The sequence below is a fragment of the Motiliproteus sp. genome, assembly GCF_965230735.1.
GTDB lineage: Bacteria > Pseudomonadota > Gammaproteobacteria > Pseudomonadales > Balneatricaceae > Motiliproteus.
This window is the reverse complement of record NZ_OZ246016.1, coordinates 3,592,673-3,610,600: the sequence shown is the minus strand read 5'-3', so window position 1 is coordinate 3,610,600 and position 17,928 is coordinate 3,592,673. Positions and strand designations below refer to the sequence as shown.

The following is a 17,928-nucleotide window of genomic DNA, read 5'->3' as shown; positions in this document are numbered from 1 at the left end:
CTTTGAGTGTTCAAAATCGATCAAGTCTACGCCCAAGGGCTGGTTGGGCCTATGACAGGATCGCTCAATCAGGGTGGGCGAAAAAGCCACTAATTGAAAGGCTAATTGAGAGGGCTAGCCCCCTGATATTTTAGAAAGACCTTGGCGGCGGCGGATCAAGTACAGGAACATTGCCGTGGTCAGCCCCGACGAGCCGAATAGCATACACATCACCATGATCTGATAGCGGGCGGCGATGAAGGGGGAGACGCCGGAAAGGATCTGGCCGGTCATCATGCCCGGCAGGGAGACCAGGCCGACGGCAAACAGCGAGTTGACCACCGGAATCAGGGCGGCCTGGAAAGCGATTCTGGCCGCGTCTTCATCGCTGTTGCCGTTGGCCAGTTCGGCGAAGTAGCGCTCGGCTGCCAGGCTGACATTGTTCATCGCATGGGCGAACAGCATCCCGGCCAATGGGATCAGGTAGCGCGGTTCATACCAGGGATCGAGCTGCAGCACCCCTTGGCTGATCAGCAGCAGCATCGACCCGGCACCCAGCAGTACCGCGGCGAAGCTGGCTCCGAGCATCGAACTGCGCCGGGTTTCGATCGATCCCAACGCGATCCAGCTGGAGGCGATCAGCATCACTGCAAGCACAGCCATCACGATCGGGCTGGAGTCGGCCTGGAAGATATAGATCAGTACATAGCCGATCAGCAGCAGCTGGGTCAGCATCCGGGCCATGCCGTAGAGGGCTTTGCGGTAATTCAGCTGCCAGCGCCACATCAGCACCACCACCAGCAGCGCCGGTATAAAGGCGATCGCCAGCTGTTCCAGTTCGATCGGGGCTAAAGTCATCGCGTTTCACCCAAGCCTGTGTCGTTTTATATCCTAGGGGTTCCGAGATGAGATGGAAAAAAAACGGGGCAAATAAGCCCCGTTTTTGATGTCTGCCTCGGTGGTTTACCCGAGGATCTTTTGCTTCAGCATCTCGGCCAACTGATCGGTGGCGATATCCTGGCGGTCGGTGTCGCGGCGGCCCTTGTATTCCAGGGTGCCGTTACCCAGACCACGATCGCTGATCACGACCCGGTGAGGAATGCCGATCAGTTCCATGTCGGCGAACTTAACCCCGGGACGCTCTTTACGGTCATCCATCAGTACATCGATGCCGGCGGCCTGCAGTTCGGTGTAGAGCTGTTCGGTGGTCTCGCGTACCGCCTCGGACTTGTCCGGATTCATCGGAATCAGGGCGACCTGGAACGGTGCGATCGCGTCGGGCCAGATGATGCCGGAGTCGTCGTTGTTCTGCTCGATTGCGGCCGCAACGACCCGGGTGACACCGATACCGTAACAACCCATCGACATGACAACCGACTTGCCGTTGGAGTCCAGCACCTTGGCATCCATCGCGTCGGAGTATTTGGTGCCGAGCTGGAAGATATGGCCCACTTCGATGCCGCGCTTGATCACCAGCTTGCCGTTGCCGTCCGGGCTCGGGTCACCTTCGACGATGTTGCGCAGATCGGCCACTTCCGGCTCGGCGCAATCGCGACCCCAGTTGATGTTGAAGTAGTGCTTGTCATCGATGTTGGCGCCGGCGCCGAAGTCGGCCATCTTGGCGACGGTGCGGTCGGCGATCACCGGCATCGGCAGGTTGACCGGACCCAGGGAGCCGGGTCCGGCGCCGATGGCGGCACGAATCTGGGCTTCATCGGCGAACTCCAGCGGTTCGGCTACCTGCGGCAGATGCTCGGCTTTGATCTCGTTGAGCTCATGATCGCCGCGAACCAACAGCGCGACATAGTCGGCGTCGATCTCTTCGCTGGCTTTGACGATCAGGGTCTTGATGGTCTTCTCGATCGGCAGCCCGTGCTGCTCGACCAGTTCTGCGATGGTCTTGGCATTGGGGGTGTCGACCAGCTCCACCTCGGCAGTTGCTGCCGGGCGCTCACCAGCCGGAGCCAGGGCTTCGGCTTTTTCGATGTTGGCGGCGTAATCGGAGCTGTCGGAGAAGGCGATGGCGTCTTCTCCGGATTCGGCCAATACGTGGAATTCGTGGGAGGAGTCACCACCGATGGAGCCGGAGTCGGCCTGTACCGGACGAAAGTCCAGCCCCAGGCGCTCGAAGATCCGGGTGTAGGTCGCGTGCATCACCTCGTAGGTCTGCTGCAGCGACTCACCGTCGGTGTGGAACGAGTAGGCGTCCTTCATGATGAACTCACGGGAGCGCATCACGCCGAAGCGGGGGCGGATCTCATCCCGGAACTTGGTCTGGATCTGGTAGAAGTTGGCCGGCAGCTGCTTGTAGCTGCTCAACTCGTTGCGAATCAGATCGGTGATCACCTCTTCGTGGGTCGGGCCGATGCAGAAGTCGCGCTGGTGGCGGTCCTTAACCCGCAGCAGCTCAGGACCGTACTGCTCCCAGCGACCGGATTCCTGCCACAGCTCGGCCGGTTGGGCCGCCGGCATCAGCACTTCCTGAGCGCCGGAGCGATCCATCTCTTCACGGACGATCCGCTCGACCTTGCGCAGCGTGCGCAGGCCCATCGGCAGCCAGGTGTAGAGACCGGCGGCGATCTTGCGAATCATGCCGGCGCGGAGCATCAGCTGGTGGCTGACCACTTGGGCGTCAGACGGAGTTTCTTTAAGGGTGGCAATCAGATATTGGCTGGCGCGCATGGTATGGGCTCGGCTGAATTGAGAAGACGGAATCGTAAAAGATAAAGGGGGCCATTTTACGGAGCAGAACTCGGTGCTTCAAGCGTACTCAGTCGCGATCGAGCTCGGCGGCCAGTTGCTCCAGTTGTGACTCATCGAAGACTTTGATGCCGTGGCGACTAAGCAGTGCGGCGGTGACGCCGACCCCTTGTTCGGCCAGGGTGCCGCTGAAGCTGCCGTCGTAGCCATCCTGGCTGCCGCAGGACGGGCTACGGGCCTTGAGCAGCGCAAAGCGGATCTGCTGCCGGCGACACTGGGCCAGCGCGATTTCGGCACCGGCAATAAAGGCGTCGGTGACATCGCTGCCATCCCGGCAGAGGACGCTGGCCTGGCCGTCGATCACCCGATCGCCGCGTCCCTGGGCCACTTCGGCCGCAGGGCGCGGGCAGGGCAAGCCACCGGCCAGCTCCGGGCAGATCGGCACCAGTCTTTGCTCATCGCGCCAGCGATTCAACAGCGGGTGCTCCAGGGTTTTGGGGCTGGCATCGTAGCGCACCGGTTCTCCCAGCAGGCAGCGGCTGACCAGAATCAGATTCATGGGTTGAAGCCTCAATTGTTAGCGGATAGGTGTCGATGGAACCTTGGGGCTGGTTGAGCCCCTATAGTAACGGTTATCGTAGTCGGCGAATATGGAACCCTAGGCGGTAATCACGTTGGCTATCACCGCCGGATAGGGATTGAGTTGGCGCTTGAGACAACAGTAGAGGATGAATCTGAGCATGATGAAACGGGTCGGGTTGACGGGGTTGCTGCTGGTTACGCTGAGTGGCTGTAGCCTGCTGGGTCATGAAAGTCAGACTGTGCCGCCACGGCAAGATGAACTGATCGGTCAGATCATCGATGCCCGAAGCGGACAACCGTTGGACTATTCGGCGCTGCTCGAGCGGGCTGCCGAGGCCGATGTTGTCTATCTGGCTGAGCGACACGACAACGCCGAGCACCATCAGATCCAGTTGCGGATCATTCAAGGCCTGATCGAGCTTGGCCAGCGACCGGTGTTGGGGTTTGAGTTTTTCGATATCGGTCAGAGCGGTTATCTGAGCCAGTATGTTAACGGCCAGGCGTCGCTGTTGGCGCTGGGGCCGGGATCGAAACAGAGCCCAGAGCAGCGCCTGCGCCGCCAGTTGGGTTGGGAGAAACGCCCGGATCAGGAGTGGGGCTACTATTTTCAGCTGATCGAACTGGCTCGACAGCATCAACTGGAGATCTTCGGTGCTGATCTACCCCCAAGTATCAAACTACGGCTCAGCCGTACCGATATCGATCAGCTCAGTGCGGTGGAGCGACAGCAGTTGCAGGGCCTTGAACTGGAGCAGAGCCCCTACCGTGAATTCATGTATCGACGTTTTGTCGACGGCCATTGTGGTTGGGGCGAGGAGCCGTTGCTGACTCGCCTTTATCGTACCTGGCGCGAGCGAAATTTTAGGATGGCCGCGTCACTGGTTGCGATGGCCGATACGGCTCAGGGCGGCCCGGTGGTGATGATTGTTGGTGCCGGTCACACCGAACATAATCTTGGCCTGGTGAGCCAGGCCGAACGACTGAATCCCACGCTGAAGCAACTGAATATCGGTCTGCAACAGATCAGCATTGATCCCCGTCCATTGGCGGATTATCGGTACGATCCGGATGACGCCGAACGCAAGCTTGGCGTGCGCCATGACCTGTTGTGGTTTACCCAGCGACAGGATTATCGGGATCTGTGTGCCGAGTTGAACGGTGCCTGATTCTCAACCCGCTTATCGCAGTACCTTATGACCCGAAAAGGAAAAAGCCTGATACCTGTACTAGGGTAAATCGAACGCACAGATAAATACCGACGTTTGGTCTGTTACCCGCTGATGGGGACTAGACGGTAATTTCTCAGGAGTCGTTATGGATGCGATCGGTGCTGCTCGGATCGATATCAGTCGCCGGGGTGAGATGTTACACGCCTTAATGACGGGGCGAGTCTGCCCGTCTTCGATAAGGATGGCCTTTCTGGATATTGCCAGCTGCTGTCTGGAGCATAAGGTTAGCCGTTTATTGCTGGAGGATCGTTCCAGCTTCCAAGGTGGTCCGAAGCTGGACCGTCAGGCGGTTTTTGAACTCTCGCTCTGCTTTTCCGAGTGGTTTCGTGGTCGCCAGGTCGCGTATGTCTGCGGTGAAACGGCTTTTGATCTGGGCTTCGGAATTTTGACCTGTCGGGCTAATGGGCTGCTGATCGAGTGCTTTGGCAGTTACGACCAGGGACTTTCATGGCTGATGCAGCCGACGGTAGCGCAACCGGTCAGCGATTCGGATTCTGAGTCGCCGCCTGGTTATCAGCGACTAAGCTGAGGCAATCTGCTTCCGTTTCTTTTATATTTATCGGTCTTTGGTGCAGGCTATCATCCGTGCCGGCGCTTACCTCTGGGGACTTTTCGACTTGGCCGGCGTCAGCTCACCGCAAAGGCTGGTCTGCATCTTCTGACGGATCTGATCTTGATCCAAACCACTGGCCAATAGGTGGTGCAGCTTGCAGAAAGCGGCCTCCAGGGTCATGTCGAAGCCGCTGATAACACCGGTCTGCGCCAGTGCTAATCCGGTGGCGTAGCTGCTGTGATCGACCCGTCCCTGCAGGCACTGGGAGCGATTGACGATCACCACGCCCTGATCATTGGCCTGTTGCAACAGCTGCAGAAATTCGCTTTCACGGTCAGGGGCATTACCGACCCCGAATGACTCCAGAATCAGGCCATCCAGCGGCTGGTTCAACAGATGGCGCAGGAATTGGGCATCGATGCCGGGGAATAGCTTCAGGGTGATGATCCTCTGCTTACCGTAGCCAGGCAGCTCGAACCTTGGTTTCTCGGCGCAGGGTCGAGTCAGGTGCTGCTTGATCTCGATATGGATGCCGACCTGGCCCAGCCACGGGAAATTGGGGCTGTCGAAGGCATCGAAGCCACTGGCTTTGACCTTGGTGGCGCGGTTGCCTCGTAACAAACGGCCGTTGAAGTAGAGCAACACTTCCGGTATCGGATAGTTGCGTGCCAGTACCAGGGTGGTGATCAGGTTGTCCTGGGCGTCGTTACGCAGTTCGCAAAGCGGGATCTGTGAGCCGGTGACGATCACCGGCTTGGTCAGGTCCTGCAGCATAAATGATAGTGCAGAAGCGGTATAGGCCAGGGTATCGGTGCCATGCAGCACCACAAAACCGTCGTATTGGTCGTAGTTGTCGCGGATACGACTGGCGATGGTCCGCCAGTCGGCCGGTGTGGCATTGGTGCTGTCGATCAGATGATCCAGTTCTTCGAGCTCATAGTCGGGCATATTGGCCGACAGATGTACCGGCATCTTCTGAGCAATGAGGTCCGCCAGTCCCGGCATCGGCACATATCCCTGCTCCGAGCGTTGCATGCCGATCGTTCCGCCGGTGTAGAGAATGTAGATTCGTTTATTCATTGATTAAAACTTGGTTGATGCGCGAACGCGGGGCTGATGGACTGGGGCTTCACACCACAAGACCTGCAATATCCCAGACAGGATAGATGCTAACAACTCCTCTATCTGTTACGGTGTGGCGCTAGCTGTTGCTATTCTAGCATCCATTGGGGATGCTTTTGCAGCGCAGTAGTCGTTTCCACGGGAGTCGGGGCACCCTGTCCAGCCACGGCGTCTCAGGCGTTACTGATCAAGGGACCGTTGTCGGGAGAACGAGCGGGTATGGGTGATAACTTCTGCAAGAATTTGCGCCTGTTGTGCAGTTATTACAAGTCGATCGCTGAAGTTTGCCGATTGGTCCCGATCAATCGCTCTCAGTTCAACAAGTATCTCAACGGTACCAGCACCCCGTCGAAGTATATTCTGCGTCGGATCTGCGATTTTTTCGGGGTGGAGGAGTATGAGATCTTTCTGCCCCATAATCAGTTTGCCCAGATTATTCAGGTCCGCCCCAACACCACCAATCAGCCCCAGAATCGCCAGTTCAGTCGTCATATCGAACAGCTGCAGGCCCACGGACAGAACCGGTTTGACCAGTATTTGGGCTACTACTTCGAGATCTATTACTCGATGGCGTTTCCGGGCAATATCCTGCGCAACCTGGTGGAACTGACCCGGGTACAGGGGGAGGTGGTCTACCGTCGAGTCGAGCGTCTCAAGCCACCGGGAGGCGGGCGTACCTTCCACGCCCGCTATCTGGGCTGTGCGTTCTTCCTCAGCGAGCGGATCTTTATGGTCGACTACGAATCCCTGACCGGTAACGAGGTGACCCAGACCATTCTGTATCCGACCTACAAGAGCCGGATCAGTCGATTATCCGGCCTGCGCCTGGGGGTTTCCGACAGTGCCCAGCGAGATCCGGCCTGTGTCCGGGTGGCCTATGACTACCTGGGCCAGCAGGTGGATCTGCGAAAGGCGTTGCGGATGTGCGGGCTCTATCCGGCCGATTCGCCGATGTTTGACCAGAGTCTGAAGGACTTGATCGACAATCGCAGCAACAGCAGCGATAACCTGTTTTTGGCGGCGACGGTCTAGCTACTCGGAGCTGGAAAAGTTGTTTTTCTGGTATTTGGCGATCTTAGTTACTAAACTTGCTGTCCTTGCCAAGGCAATCCGACGATTGTGTTGTAGTTGTGTTTTAAATTGAGGACCAGCCCCGGTGGCAGCAAAACCCCGTAAACTTGATCGCATCGACCGTAATATCCTGCGTCAACTGCAGAACAACGGACGGATGTCCTATGTAGATCTGGCCGCCGAAGTGGGCCTGAGTACAACCCCTTGTCTGGAGCGGGTTCGTCGGCTTGAGAAAGACGGCATTATCCGAGGTTATTCGGCCAATCTGGATCCGCGAGCCCTGGAAGCCGGATTGCTGGTGTTTGTCGAGATCAGTCTGACCTACCGTTCCAACACCATCTTCGAAGACTTTAAGCGCGAAGTGCTGAAAATCCCCCAGGTGATGGAATGTCATCTGGTTTCCGGTGAGTTTGATTACCTGATTAAGGCTCGAATCAGCGAAATGTCGGCCTATCGCGAGCTGTTGGGTGAGCTGCTGATCAGCCTGCCGAATGTGGACAAGTCACGCAGCTACATCGTGATGGAAGAGGTCAAAGAAACCTCGTCGATTAATGTGCCCGAGATGAAATCCGGCGACTAATCTGGCGACGCTTCGACGGCACGATTGACTGAGGCTGGCGAGGGATCGCTTCCAGCCAGCCTCTGGATAAACCCCTTCTATTTATTTCAAAATCTTATCGATAGCAGCCTGGGCACAGGCCTGATCCAGATGGCCGCCTGGCGCACCACCCACACCGATGCCACCCAGTTTCTCGCCGTTAAGCTTCAGCGGTAGACCGCCACCCAGAATCAAAATATTGGGGTCCATATCCCGCAGGCCGGCGACCACCGGCTTCTTCTCGATCAGCGCAGCAAAGTCAGCCGTCGGGCGACCCATGCTGGCGGAGGTGAAGGCTTTCTTGCGGCTGCTCTCCAGCGTATGGGGGCCGGCTTTATCGGCACGGATCAGCGTGCGGGTGACGCCGGAGGCATCGACCACCGCCACACTGACGTTGTAGCCGTCTTTAGCGCAGGCGGCCAAGGCTTCGTTGGCTAGCTGCTGAGCGATGTTCAGCGGCAGGTAGCTTTGGGTTGGCAGCTCGACGGCTTGAGCGGACAGAGGGGCGGTGATTACGGCGGCAGCCAGTAGCGTACGGATCTTCTTCATAATGTTGTCCTTTGCAGGTCGTTAGGTGTGGAGAGAGGTTATCGGAGGCCGTATTTCCACAACCTTTCCGGCGCATTACAGTGTTGTAATGTTGGGCTTCGCTTGATGTCAGACCCCATTCGCGGTGGTAACTTAACCACCATGAAGATATTGATGATCGAAGACGATGAGAAAATTGCCGGCTACGTGGCCAAAGGCTTCAGCGAGTGCGGTGATTGCGTCGATACCGTCGGCGACGGTGCTGATGGCCTGGCCATGGCGATTGAGGGGAATTACGACCTGATCATCGTCGACGTGATGCTGCCGGGTAGAGACGGACTATCCGTGATCGAAGAGCTACGCGGCACCGGCTCAGCCGTTCCGATGATTATTCTCAGTGCCAAGCGTTCCGTGGAAGATCGGGTGCGAGGCTTGGAAACCGGCAGTGATGACTATCTGACCAAACCGTTTTCATTCAGTGAGCTGCAGGCAAGGGCTCAGGCCCTGTTAAGGCGAGCCAAGCCGCTGGCGGAGGCCGGTCTCCACGCTGAACTTCGGTTTCATGATATCTGTTTAGACCCGCTGCGAAAGACCGTCGTTCGGGCCGGAGAAACGGTTTTGCTGCAGCCGCGAGAGTTTAAGCTGCTGGAGTATCTGCTACGTAACCCGGACCGAGTGCTGTCAAAAACAATGATCCTCGAGCATGTCTGGGAGTTCAGCTTTGATCCTCAGACCAACGTCGTCGATGTGTTGGTCTGCCGGCTACGCGCCAAGATTGATAAGGACTTCGACGTCAAACTGCTGCATACCTTGCGTGGGGTGGGCTATGTCCTCAAGCTTGCTTAAGCGGTTGCATCGCAATACGGCCCTTGATCTGACGCTCAAATTTGCCCTGCTGTTCTTTCTATCGGCGCTGGTGCTGTTTGTTACCGTGAACGCGTTGATCTCTCAGGTGCAGCAGCAGAAGGATCAGCAGCTGATCAACTCGTTTTTGGAAAGCTACCAGCGCCTGGAGCTGTCGGCGGGGCTGCATAAACTGGAAGTCGTGGTGGAACGAGATACGCCCTATTTTCAACGCACAGAAATGTGGTTGACGCTGGTTGATGCCACCGATACCCCGTTGCTGCGGGTGCAGCCGCAATCCTGGCCTGTCCCGGCAATCCCGTCACTATCGGCGTTGGAAGACGGGCGCTGGCTTGAGGTCAGGCTGCCGCAAAGCCGTATCGATCTGATGGTGGGGCAGATCACCCTGTCCGATGGCTTGCGTCTACGTATCGGTAAGTCCATGGCCGGTCGGACTCAAGCGCTGGCGGAAACCCGGACGATCATGTTGGGGGTGATGCTGCCGTTATTTGTTTTCGGATTGCTGCTGACCTACTACATGAATTGGCGCGCCCTGCGGCAGGTCAACGATCTGATTCAGACCGTGCGCAGCTTGAGTGGTAACGATTTGGAAGCGCGGGTTCCGGTGAGAAATCCACGCTCGGAACTCGGTGAATTGGCCCAATTGTTCAACGCCAAACTTTCCCAGATCGAACGGCTGATCGTCGGTATGCAGCACTCGCTTGATGCGGTGGCTCATGACTTGCGGACGCCGTTGGCTCGGATGCGTTTGAGTATTGAGGCTGCTGTGGCACAGCCTGATGAAAGTGTCTTGAGGGAGGCGCTGCTCGACTGCGCAGAAGAGAGTGCAAGAATCGAGAATATGCTCAAGACATTGATGGATATCTCTGAAGCGCAGAGCGGTATTCTCAAACTCCACGTTGAGCAGGTCGACCTCAGTGAGTTGATCTCTGATTGTACGGAGCTGTATCGCTATACCGCCGAAGATCGCGACATTAGGTTGCAGCTTCAGTCCAAAGATTCGCTGGCGTTAAAAGCTGACAAAGTTCGACTACATCAGGTGTTCGGTAACCTGATCGACAATGCGATCAAATACAGTCAACCCGGGGGGGCGGTTAACATTCGCTGGGAAGACGGCAGTTCGCAGGTGATGATCGAGATCGAGGATCAGGGTGTCGGTATCGATCCCGCTGAACAGGATCGGGTGTTTGATCGTCTCTACCGCGGGGATTCGAGTCGAAGTGAGCCCGGAATGGGGTTGGGGCTGAGCTTGGTCAGGGCTATTGTCGAGGCGCACCGCGGCTCAATCGAGATGAAAAGTGCTTTGGGCGAAGGCTGTACCCTGACCGTGCTATTGCCCAAGGGGGAGTAGTCAGCAGCGGCATAGCACTGTCAGAATTACAGGGTGCCGGATTTAGCCATCAATTCGTAAGTCGCTGAAGGTACCCATACCTTTGAGAGTTCAGCCTTCAAGGGCCTGATTTAGCTGCGCGCCCAATTCATCAGCCAGATTCTGGCGCAATTCCAGTGCCCGGCCATTGATAAAGAAGCTCGGGGTGCCGCTAAGTCCCGCTTTGATGGCCTGCGCTTCGGCACGCTTAACCCGGTCGGCAGTGGCTTCGTCGGCCAGACAACGATTGAACTGGGGCAGATCTAGCTGCAGTTGCTCGGCGATGGCGGTTACTGAGGTTTCGGTCAGCTGTTCCTGCTGTGCAAAGGCGCGGTCCTGATAATCCCAGTAGCGTTGTTGTTGATCGGCGCAGACCGCTCCTTCGGCGATCTTGCGAGAGATACCGCTGCGGTTGATCGGGAAGTCCAGATAAACGTAACGAACCCGGTCTAGGTAGCTCGGCAGCACCGCCTTCAGGATCTGGTGGGTACGCTTGCAGTGGGGACACTGATAGTCAGCAAACTCGACCAGGGTGACCTTGGCATCGTCCGGGCCTTTGGATGGAAAACCGGCCAGATCGAAGGCAATGGCTTCGGTGATCGGCGCCTCAATCAACAGTTGCAGCTCTTCCAGCCGCACCAGCTTGTCGACCAACTGTTGATGTTGTTGCTGCACTTTCTTGCGAAACAGATAGCGGCTGATGTCACCACGCGCTTGTTCCAGGCTGGCTCCAAGGCGCTCTTGGTTGCCGAGATAGAAGGCCTGAATTTCCCGTTCGCTGACCTGGGGGCGGGGAAGCAGGCGTTGTCTGACCTGCTCGATCGATTCCTGCTTGGCTTCGGCCTCTCGGGCGATATAGAGGTCAACGGCGGCGGCCTGCAGAATCTGTTGGCGTTGTCGGTAGGCGCTCAGTTCAACCCGCTCCAGCGCCTGTCGCAGCTTGGGTGGCAGTTCGCTGTGATTGAGGGTCTCGCCACCCAGCGTTAATAAAGCCGGATCATCGGGGGTAGAGGATTGTTGCGGCTGCATGAAAAAGATTGCAGCGGCCAACAGCGCCACCCCGCCCACGATATTCAGGCCTAGGGCGCCCTTGCGGCTGTTACTGATATCACTCATCCAGATACCTACAGTATTTAATCGGACACGGCTTGGTCGACGGGTAAAACCGACTGATCCGGGGGTTGAGCAACCTAAGAACTTGTGCACTTCAGGCTCTTGCAGAAACCGCAGAGACTTGTTCGCAGGTTCCCTAATGTAACAGCCCGACCGCCGGGTCGTCTAAACCCTATAAGGGTTTAGAGGTGACAATTGTGGAAGCACGAGAACTGGCCGTATCGGAACCCATTGATTACACCGGCTCCGACAACATGGCGGCGCTGTGGGGCTTGGTGATGGGATGCTTACTGTGCCTGCTCAGTCAGGCGGTGACAGCCGAAACGCTGAACGGATTCGAACTTGAGGGGAGTCTGATACCCAAAGAGCAGATTCTTTCCGGTGGACCACCGCGAGATGGGATTCCCTCAATTGATCGACCCCGGTTTGTCGATGCCGATCAGGATGATTTCCTACAGCCGGAGAGTCCGGTGATCGGTTTGACCCTGGCCGGCGAAAGCCGGGCCTACCCGATCTCTATTCTGAATTGGCACGAGCTGGTCAATGATCGCTTCGGCGATCAACCGGTATTGATCTCCTACTGCCCCTTGTGTGGTACGGCGATGGTGTTCGATGCTCGCCTGGACGGCAAGCCGGTCGCATTCGGGGTCTCCGGGCTGCTCTATAACAGCGACCTGCTGCTGTACGATCGCCAATCCGAATCGCTCTGGTCACAGATCACCGGTGAAGCGGTGACCGGCGCGCGTAAAGGGCAGCGCCTGACCTTGCTTCCCTCGACATTGACCAGTTGGCAGCGCTGGCGGCAGCAGCACCCGGATACCCGACTGCTGTCGACTGAAACCGGGTTTCTACGGGACTATCAACGCAGCCCCTACGGGGATTACGACCGAAACGGCCGACTCTATTTTCCGGTTGCCTTTCTGAGCAAGCGTTATCACCCCAAAGAGCGGGTACTGGGAATTCAGATCGGCGATCAGTACAAAGCCTACCCCTTTGTAGAGCTGGCCAAGCGTCCGACTAGCGAGCCTCTGATCGATAGGATCGGCGGGCAGCAGCTGCGAATCGAATACGATATCGACAGCCGTTCCGGACAGATCTTCGACCAGCAGCAGCGCGAATTGCCGGTCATCAACAGTTTCTGGTTTGCCTGGTACGGATTTCATCCCGACACCGATATCTGGCGTGCCGATTCAACAAATTGAAAAATCAGGCGATAATGATCGACTTCCCCGTTTTTAGGATACCGAGAGTCGATGGCAGCAAAACGTGTAGAGGGACCGGTACTGTTGTGCTGGATTGCCGGTGTGATAACGGTGCTGTCGCTGGTGGCGGCGATGGTGTTACGCAGCGGCCTGGAGGAAGTGGGCCAAGCCTCTGCCGAGATCAACTCGGTGGTTGCGCAGCTCGACAGCCTGAGCAGTATTCGTGGGTTGGTGGTTTCACTGTCTGAGCAGTGTCGTTATGCCCAGCAGAGCTGGATCTCGGTCCTTGATACCTCCCTGGGGATGTTGTTTCTGGTCAGCCTGGTGGCGATCGCCTTGACGGCGACGCTGGCCGTGCAGGTGAAGCTGAACCGTAAGCTGAACGCTCGATTGGACAAGTTGCAGCAGCGCTGAGGCCTTCGTCGTTGTGATTATCGCTTAGGCGGCTTTTTCCACAACCACCAGCAGACCGGGGGTCTGCCGGCCTGCCTCCTGGCGAAGGTCAATTTCAACCAGTCGCAAGGGTTGCCATGGTGGGGTGGCACACAGGCGTTCGATATAGGCTCGGCGGTGTTGGTAGCGGCCCGATGGGCTTAACCGGTAGTCATTGGACCCCGTCCCGTCCGCCAGCTCGGTACTGAAGGCAAACAAGCCGCCTTTCGCCAACCGTGCTGCCAACTGCGAAAACAATGCCTCCAGCTTGCCCTGATAGATCAACACATCCAGTGCGCAGATCAGATCAAACTGTGCCTGCTGTTGGCTGAGGTAATGGCCCAGTTCGGCACAATTCAGTTGGTCATAGCACGCCTTGGTCCGGGCCAGGTCCAGCATCTTTGAGGCCAGATCGACCCCTGTGAGGTGCTCGACGTCAAAGGCCTGGCGAAGTTGCTGGCCGCCCAAGCCGCTGCCGCAGCCCAGATCCAGAACCTTATCGAAGCGTTTATATCCCAGTTGTTGTAGCTGCTCCGTCAATTGCCAAGGGGCGCGGTAACCAAGCTTACCCAGCAGTCGACGTTCAAATTGCGCCGCATGGGTCTGGTAGAGCTGCTCAACATAACGATCGGGGGCTCTGTCGGGCATATCTCCCCGGAGGGCCGCCATCTTGTGTTCCAACTCCGGTCCCTCAAGTCCGAGCTTTGCGGCCTGTTGATACAGCGGCAGGGCAAGGTCGCTGTGCTGTTGTTCGCACAGATAATCGGCCACTTGATCGAGCCAGTGACCGGGATCCCGTTGTAGCCGATACGCCATGGTAACGCTCTGTTGTAACAGCGCCTGCTGGCCCTGTTGCAGACCGATCAACAACAGACCTTCCCAACAGAGTTCGTGGCAGGGACTGGCGTGGTTCAGGGCCGGTTGCAGTAGCGCCAGAGCTTCGGCAGGACGTTGTTGCTGACGCATCGCCAGTGCCAGTCCGCTCAGCAGGTGCTCATCGTCCGGATCCAGCTGCAGAGCATCCTGTAGATCCTGCTCCATGGCTGACCAATCGCCCTGCAGTTCGTAGACATTGGCGCGATTAACGATAAAGGCCAGTTGTTTACCGGCCAGTTTGATGGCGTCCTGAACGGCGTTTAAGGCCGCGTCGAGCCGTCCGAGGTTGAGCAGGGCAACGGAAAGGTTGTTAAAGGCCTGGGCATGGGGGCGTAGCGGCTGTTGCCGATCACAGGCCCGCTTCAGGTAGTCAACTGCACGCTCATACTCAGACTGTTTCAGGCAGAGTACGCCATAGAGGTGCAGGGCGTTGAAATTATCCGGTTCCAGATGCAGGCATTTTTTGCATAGCGCCCTGGCCTGATCCAGTCTGCCGTGCTGCAGCTGGTTCAGGGCGCGATTCAGCAGTTCACCGCAGGACTGGCTGGCCGTCATGAGGGGATCAGGTTTGGCAGGGCTCGGAACTGTTCTGGGAGGGCTCAGATGGGGCCGTGGGGGCTTCCCAGACTTCACTTCCGTATTGAACTTTGACGACCTGTTTGAAGCGTTGCTGCAGTTCGGCAACGGCATCGGCCAGGGTCTCATCGTCACAGAGCATGGTACCGCCGCGACCTTCGGCGGTGAAAAATTGATAGGACTTCATAGCAAACATCATTGGCTGCGTTGATAGGGTTATTATTTTGGCTCAGCGAGCGAGGAATGCAAAGTCCGTCAGAGGGTGAAATCCTTAAGCTGGGGGCCGGCCGGGCAGGGTCGTTGAGACCGGCCAGGTGATCGGTTAGGCTAGTCGGCTTGGATTTAGCGCAATACCTCAGACCGGCAGGAGCCTTTGATGCGATTTTCCCCCAGTTATTACGTCCGCTTGTTGTTGATTCTGTTGGCGACCGCCAGCTTGAGTGCCTGCCAAAGCGCCTATTACGGAGCGATGGAGAAGGTCGGTTACGTCAAACGCGATATTCTGGTTGATCGGGTTGAAGCGGCGGCGGAAACCCAGGAAGAGGTCAAAGAGGAGTTCCAGTCGGCTTATCAGGCGTTTAACGCCCTGCTGCAGCTGGAGAGCACCGAGCTGGAAGAGCGTTACGAGACCTTGAATGATGCCTACGAAGACAGCGCCGCCAAGGCAGAGGAGCTGAGCGATCGGGTTGATTCGATCGAGTCTGTGGCCGATGCACTGTTTGACGAGTGGCAGAAGGAACTGGACCAGTACACCAGCAAGACCCTGCGTGATTCCAGTGCCCGTAAGCTGCGCACCACCAAGAGCCGCTATCAGCAATACCTGAAGTCACTGAAGCGTTCCGAGGCCAAGGTCAAACCGGTGCTGGCGGTGTTCAAGGATCAGGTGTTGTTCCTCAAGCACAACCTCAACGCCGAGAAGATCAGCGCGCTTAAAGGGGAGGTCGGGCGCTTCGATTCCGACGTCAAAGGCTTGGTTCGGGAGATGGATCGATCCATCGCTCAGGCGAAGGACTTTATTCAAGGCCTCGAATAACAGACCTGATTCCGATAAAAAAGCCGGGAACTGTCCCGGCTTTTTTGTGCTTCACTGTTGAGCCTTATAGCTGCTCGGAGAAGAAATACTCCAGTGTCAGCTGCACAAAGCTGTCTTCGCGCAGCCCGTAGAGTGGGTCCGTCGAGGAGAGATTGTCGAAAAGGCGAGCTTCGACACTGAGCTTGAACTGGCTGCCCAGGCGACGGCTGGCTTCGATAAAGCCCATCCGGGCATAGCTGTCACGGTCATAAACCAGCCCGGCCAGAAACTCGGTCGATTGGAAATCGTTCAGGGTAATGCGTAGGCCGGCGAAGATATCGTCCTGGAACGGCCGGGTGGAGCGCTGACCGCGGCTGTCGTAGTGATACTCCATCAGCAGACCCAGGTCGGCGTCGCTGTCGAGCCAGCCGACGTAGGTGTATTCGAAGCCACCGACCGCGGCATTGTAATCGCCGGCATCCAGGCCGCTGTTGTGGATCGCTTCGAGCTTCCATAGCCAGTCACCCAGGGCGCTGGTCAGATCCAGGCTGGTCTGATCGATGATCTCGTACCTTGGGATCAGTGAAGTCGCGGTTGCCGGGTTGCCGGTGTCGGGCAGCAGGGTTGGCTCGCGACTGGTGCCGTGAAAGTGCGACAGCGCCAGGTCGAGGGAGTCAAAGGAATAGCTCCAGCGCAGGGCAAAGTCCTGGTGCCATTGCTCGGCCCCTGATTCGTACTGGGCTCGATCGGTGTCGACCGGTAGGGCGGTACGGGGGCGTCCCTCAACTCCTGCGAAGGTACGCTCGCGGAAATAGGGCAACCAAAAGAAGCTGATGTCGCCGGCGTCGAGCAGGTAGCTGTAATGCAGCATCGGCTGTCCCAGCTTATCTTCACCGTCGACGCCCTCCAGGCCATCGGTCTGATTGACGATATCGACCAGGTGTTGGGACTCGGTGCTGCCCCAGAATACCTTGCCGACACCGGTTCGCAGTTGCCAGTTGTCACCGACATGGAGCCAGTTGAACTCACGCAGGTCGGCATGGCTGCGCTCGGCGTCGTGCTGGTCGATCCGGATAAAGGGGGTGATGGTCAGAGCATCCTTATCATCGTTCCAACTGTGGTAGAACTCCGGCGTAGCAGCCATCGACAGGCTGTTGTTGTGTTGGCGCGGATCCAGCGGATTATCGAAGAAGCTTCGCAGCTCCAGTTCGAACGAACCGCTCAGTTGGGTAACCTCCTGCGCCAAGCTATTGCCGCTGGCGGTGATCAGGGCGGATGCGGCCAGCAGGCTGGTCAGCGTCGTGGCGTGAAGGACAGTCTTGCTCATCTACTTGGCTCGCTTGAGGCTGTTTTTATTGAAGTCTCTGTCGCTCAGGCCGGTCTGAAAGCGGATTTCGTCAAAGGTCAGAAGCGTACTCTTGCCGGTCTGATGGTTGATCATCTGCATCTGGTGGGCGCGCCAGTATTGATCCAGGTAGTGCTTGAATTCGGAAAAACGCAGGGTCTTCAGTGCCGCGTTTTTGCGGTCGAAATAATCGATCTTCTGAGCCCGATATTCCGCCTTGTCGAACCAGGTCACGAGACGGGTGTAGCCGGAGTTTTTATCCCGCGGATAACTCTCGACCACAAAACAGTCGATCCCGTCGAGGATCTCGTCGCGCAGATAGCGATAGTCGTACTTTTCAACCTCGAACGAAGCCATGTCTTCGTAGGCAAATTCGCTGCCCATAAAGGGGCCGGATTTGTTCCGTGATGAGATCCGTTTAACCCGCTTCAGGGCCGGTAGATAGATCCACTGATCATCCGGCTCCAGTGCGTGGGAGAAGGTCAGGAAGGCGGTGCCTTTAACGTCCAGAGGTTGGTCGAAGATGGTCAATCCCTTATCGCCGTCGCCATCAACTTCCAGGGTTTTGGTGCGCAGTTGGCGCTCGCTGACATCACCGTGAGCGTTGCGCAGCTCCATCCTCATGCGCGATTCGGTATTGATCCAGCCCTTATCCCGGTTATCGGCTTCGGTGACGATTTCGTAGCCGCGGGTCACAGCGGGGTCATCGGCGGCCAGTGTCGGTACCGATAACAGCGGCAGCAACAGCAGGCTCAGTGAAGGTAGTAAACGCAACAT

At 57.3% G+C, this 17,928-nt stretch carries 19 protein-coding genes; 9 read left to right on the top strand and 10 right to left on the bottom strand.

Annotation, left to right across the window (positions count from 1 at the left end; all coding sequences use genetic code 11):
• Nucleotides 1-114: 114 nt before the first annotated feature.
• From ACO05M_RS16700 to ACO05M_RS16690, 3 genes are all read right to left on the bottom strand, one after another.
• Entirely contained in the window at nt 115-837 is a 723-nt protein-coding gene (locus ACO05M_RS16700; RefSeq protein WP_421865470.1) for an ABC transporter permease, read from the bottom strand.
• A 105-nt stretch (nt 838-942) separates the two neighbouring features.
• Complete coding sequence (locus ACO05M_RS16695; RefSeq protein WP_421865468.1) at nt 943-2,661, bottom strand: proline--tRNA ligase; 1,719 nt, start codon at nt 2,659-2,661, stop codon at nt 943-945.
• An 88-nt stretch (nt 2,662-2,749) separates the two neighbouring features.
• Entirely contained in the window at nt 2,750-3,238 is a 489-nt protein-coding gene (locus ACO05M_RS16690) for a DUF523 domain-containing protein (RefSeq protein ID WP_421865465.1), read from the bottom strand.
• Nucleotides 3,239-3,419: 181 nt separating this feature from the next.
• Between ACO05M_RS16690 and ACO05M_RS16685 the strand changes: the two genes are divergently transcribed.
• Both ACO05M_RS16685 and ACO05M_RS16680 read left to right on the top strand, forming a co-directional pair.
• Nucleotides 3,420-4,427, top strand: coding sequence for a ChaN family lipoprotein (locus ACO05M_RS16685; protein ID WP_421865462.1), 1,008 nt, complete (start codon nt 3,420-3,422; stop codon nt 4,425-4,427).
• A 148-nt stretch (nt 4,428-4,575) separates the two neighbouring features.
• Complete coding sequence (locus ACO05M_RS16680; RefSeq protein ID WP_421865459.1) at nt 4,576-5,019, top strand: hypothetical protein; 444 nt, start codon at nt 4,576-4,578, stop codon at nt 5,017-5,019.
• Nucleotides 5,020-5,085: 66 nt separating this feature from the next.
• On the opposite strand, the gene ansA is transcribed toward ACO05M_RS16680, so the two are convergent.
• Nucleotides 5,086-6,123, bottom strand: a complete 1,038-nt coding sequence (gene ansA, locus ACO05M_RS16675; protein ID WP_421865456.1) for an asparaginase — start codon at nt 6,121-6,123, stop codon at nt 5,086-5,088.
• Nucleotides 6,124-6,384: 261 nt separating this feature from the next.
• Here ansA and ACO05M_RS16670 point away from each other — a divergent pair, with 261 nt between their 5' ends.
• Nucleotides 6,385-7,197 carry an XRE family transcriptional regulator gene (locus ACO05M_RS16670; RefSeq protein ID WP_421865453.1) on the top strand — a complete coding sequence of 271 codons (813 nt, stop codon included), beginning with the start codon at nt 6,385-6,387 and terminating at the stop codon, nt 7,195-7,197.
• Between the two features lie 124 nt (nt 7,198-7,321).
• On the top strand, nt 7,322-7,816 hold the full coding sequence (locus ACO05M_RS16665) for an Lrp/AsnC ligand binding domain-containing protein (RefSeq protein ID WP_114695402.1): 495 nt from the start codon (nt 7,322-7,324) through the stop codon (nt 7,814-7,816).
• An 81-nt stretch (nt 7,817-7,897) separates the two neighbouring features.
• Here ACO05M_RS16665 and ACO05M_RS16660 read toward each other — a convergent pair whose 3' ends face one another.
• Nucleotides 7,898-8,383, bottom strand: coding sequence for a GlcG/HbpS family heme-binding protein (locus ACO05M_RS16660; protein ID WP_421865450.1), 486 nt, complete (start codon nt 8,381-8,383; stop codon nt 7,898-7,900).
• Nucleotides 8,384-8,488: 105 nt separating this feature from the next.
• Here ACO05M_RS16660 and ACO05M_RS16655 point away from each other — a divergent pair, with 105 nt between their 5' ends.
• A complete protein-coding gene (locus tag ACO05M_RS16655) occupies nt 8,489-9,208 on the top strand; it encodes a winged helix-turn-helix domain-containing protein (RefSeq protein WP_421865448.1) in 720 nt (239 codons plus the stop codon).
• The gene (locus ACO05M_RS16650) at nt 9,189-10,577 is read left to right on the top strand and encodes a sensor histidine kinase (protein WP_421865445.1); all 1,389 of its coding nucleotides are present in this window, start codon (nt 9,189-9,191) and stop codon (nt 10,575-10,577) included. The genes ACO05M_RS16655 and ACO05M_RS16650 overlap by 20 nt, the downstream gene beginning before the upstream one ends.
• A gap of 90 nt (nt 10,578-10,667) precedes the next feature.
• Here ACO05M_RS16650 and ACO05M_RS16645 read toward each other — a convergent pair whose 3' ends face one another.
• Nucleotides 10,668-11,711, bottom strand: coding sequence for a DsbA family protein (locus ACO05M_RS16645; protein WP_421865443.1), 1,044 nt, complete (start codon nt 11,709-11,711; stop codon nt 10,668-10,670).
• 251 nt (nt 11,712-11,962) lie between these two features.
• Here ACO05M_RS16645 and ACO05M_RS16640 point away from each other — a divergent pair, with 251 nt between their 5' ends.
• Both ACO05M_RS16640 and ACO05M_RS16635 read left to right on the top strand, forming a co-directional pair.
• The gene (locus ACO05M_RS16640; RefSeq protein ID WP_421870777.1) at nt 11,963-12,910 is read left to right on the top strand and encodes a DUF3179 domain-containing protein; all 948 of its coding nucleotides are present in this window, start codon (nt 11,963-11,965) and stop codon (nt 12,908-12,910) included.
• Between the two features lie 51 nt (nt 12,911-12,961).
• Entirely contained in the window at nt 12,962-13,324 is a 363-nt protein-coding gene (locus ACO05M_RS16635) for a hypothetical protein (RefSeq protein WP_421865440.1), read from the top strand.
• Between the two features lie 24 nt (nt 13,325-13,348).
• Here ACO05M_RS16635 and ACO05M_RS16630 read toward each other — a convergent pair whose 3' ends face one another.
• Both ACO05M_RS16630 and ACO05M_RS16625 read right to left on the bottom strand, forming a co-directional pair.
• The gene (locus ACO05M_RS16630; protein WP_421865437.1) at nt 13,349-14,773 is read right to left on the bottom strand and encodes a tetratricopeptide repeat protein; all 1,425 of its coding nucleotides are present in this window, start codon (nt 14,771-14,773) and stop codon (nt 13,349-13,351) included.
• Nucleotides 14,774-14,780: 7 nt separating this feature from the next.
• Nucleotides 14,781-14,981, bottom strand: a complete 201-nt coding sequence (locus tag ACO05M_RS16625; protein WP_421865434.1) for a hypothetical protein — start codon at nt 14,979-14,981, stop codon at nt 14,781-14,783.
• Between the two features lie 189 nt (nt 14,982-15,170).
• On the opposite strand from ACO05M_RS16625, the gene ACO05M_RS16620 reads away from it, so the two are divergent.
• Nucleotides 15,171-15,827, top strand: coding sequence for a DUF2959 domain-containing protein (locus ACO05M_RS16620; protein WP_421865431.1), 657 nt, complete (start codon nt 15,171-15,173; stop codon nt 15,825-15,827).
• Between the two features lie 64 nt (nt 15,828-15,891).
• Here the strand turns inward: ACO05M_RS16620 and ACO05M_RS16615 are convergent, their stop codons facing one another.
• The gene (locus ACO05M_RS16615; RefSeq protein ID WP_421865428.1) at nt 15,892-17,133 is read right to left on the bottom strand and encodes a hypothetical protein; all 1,242 of its coding nucleotides are present in this window, start codon (nt 17,131-17,133) and stop codon (nt 15,892-15,894) included.
• Entirely contained in the window at nt 17,134-17,928 is a 795-nt protein-coding gene (locus tag ACO05M_RS16610; RefSeq protein ID WP_421865424.1) for an outer membrane lipoprotein-sorting protein, read from the bottom strand.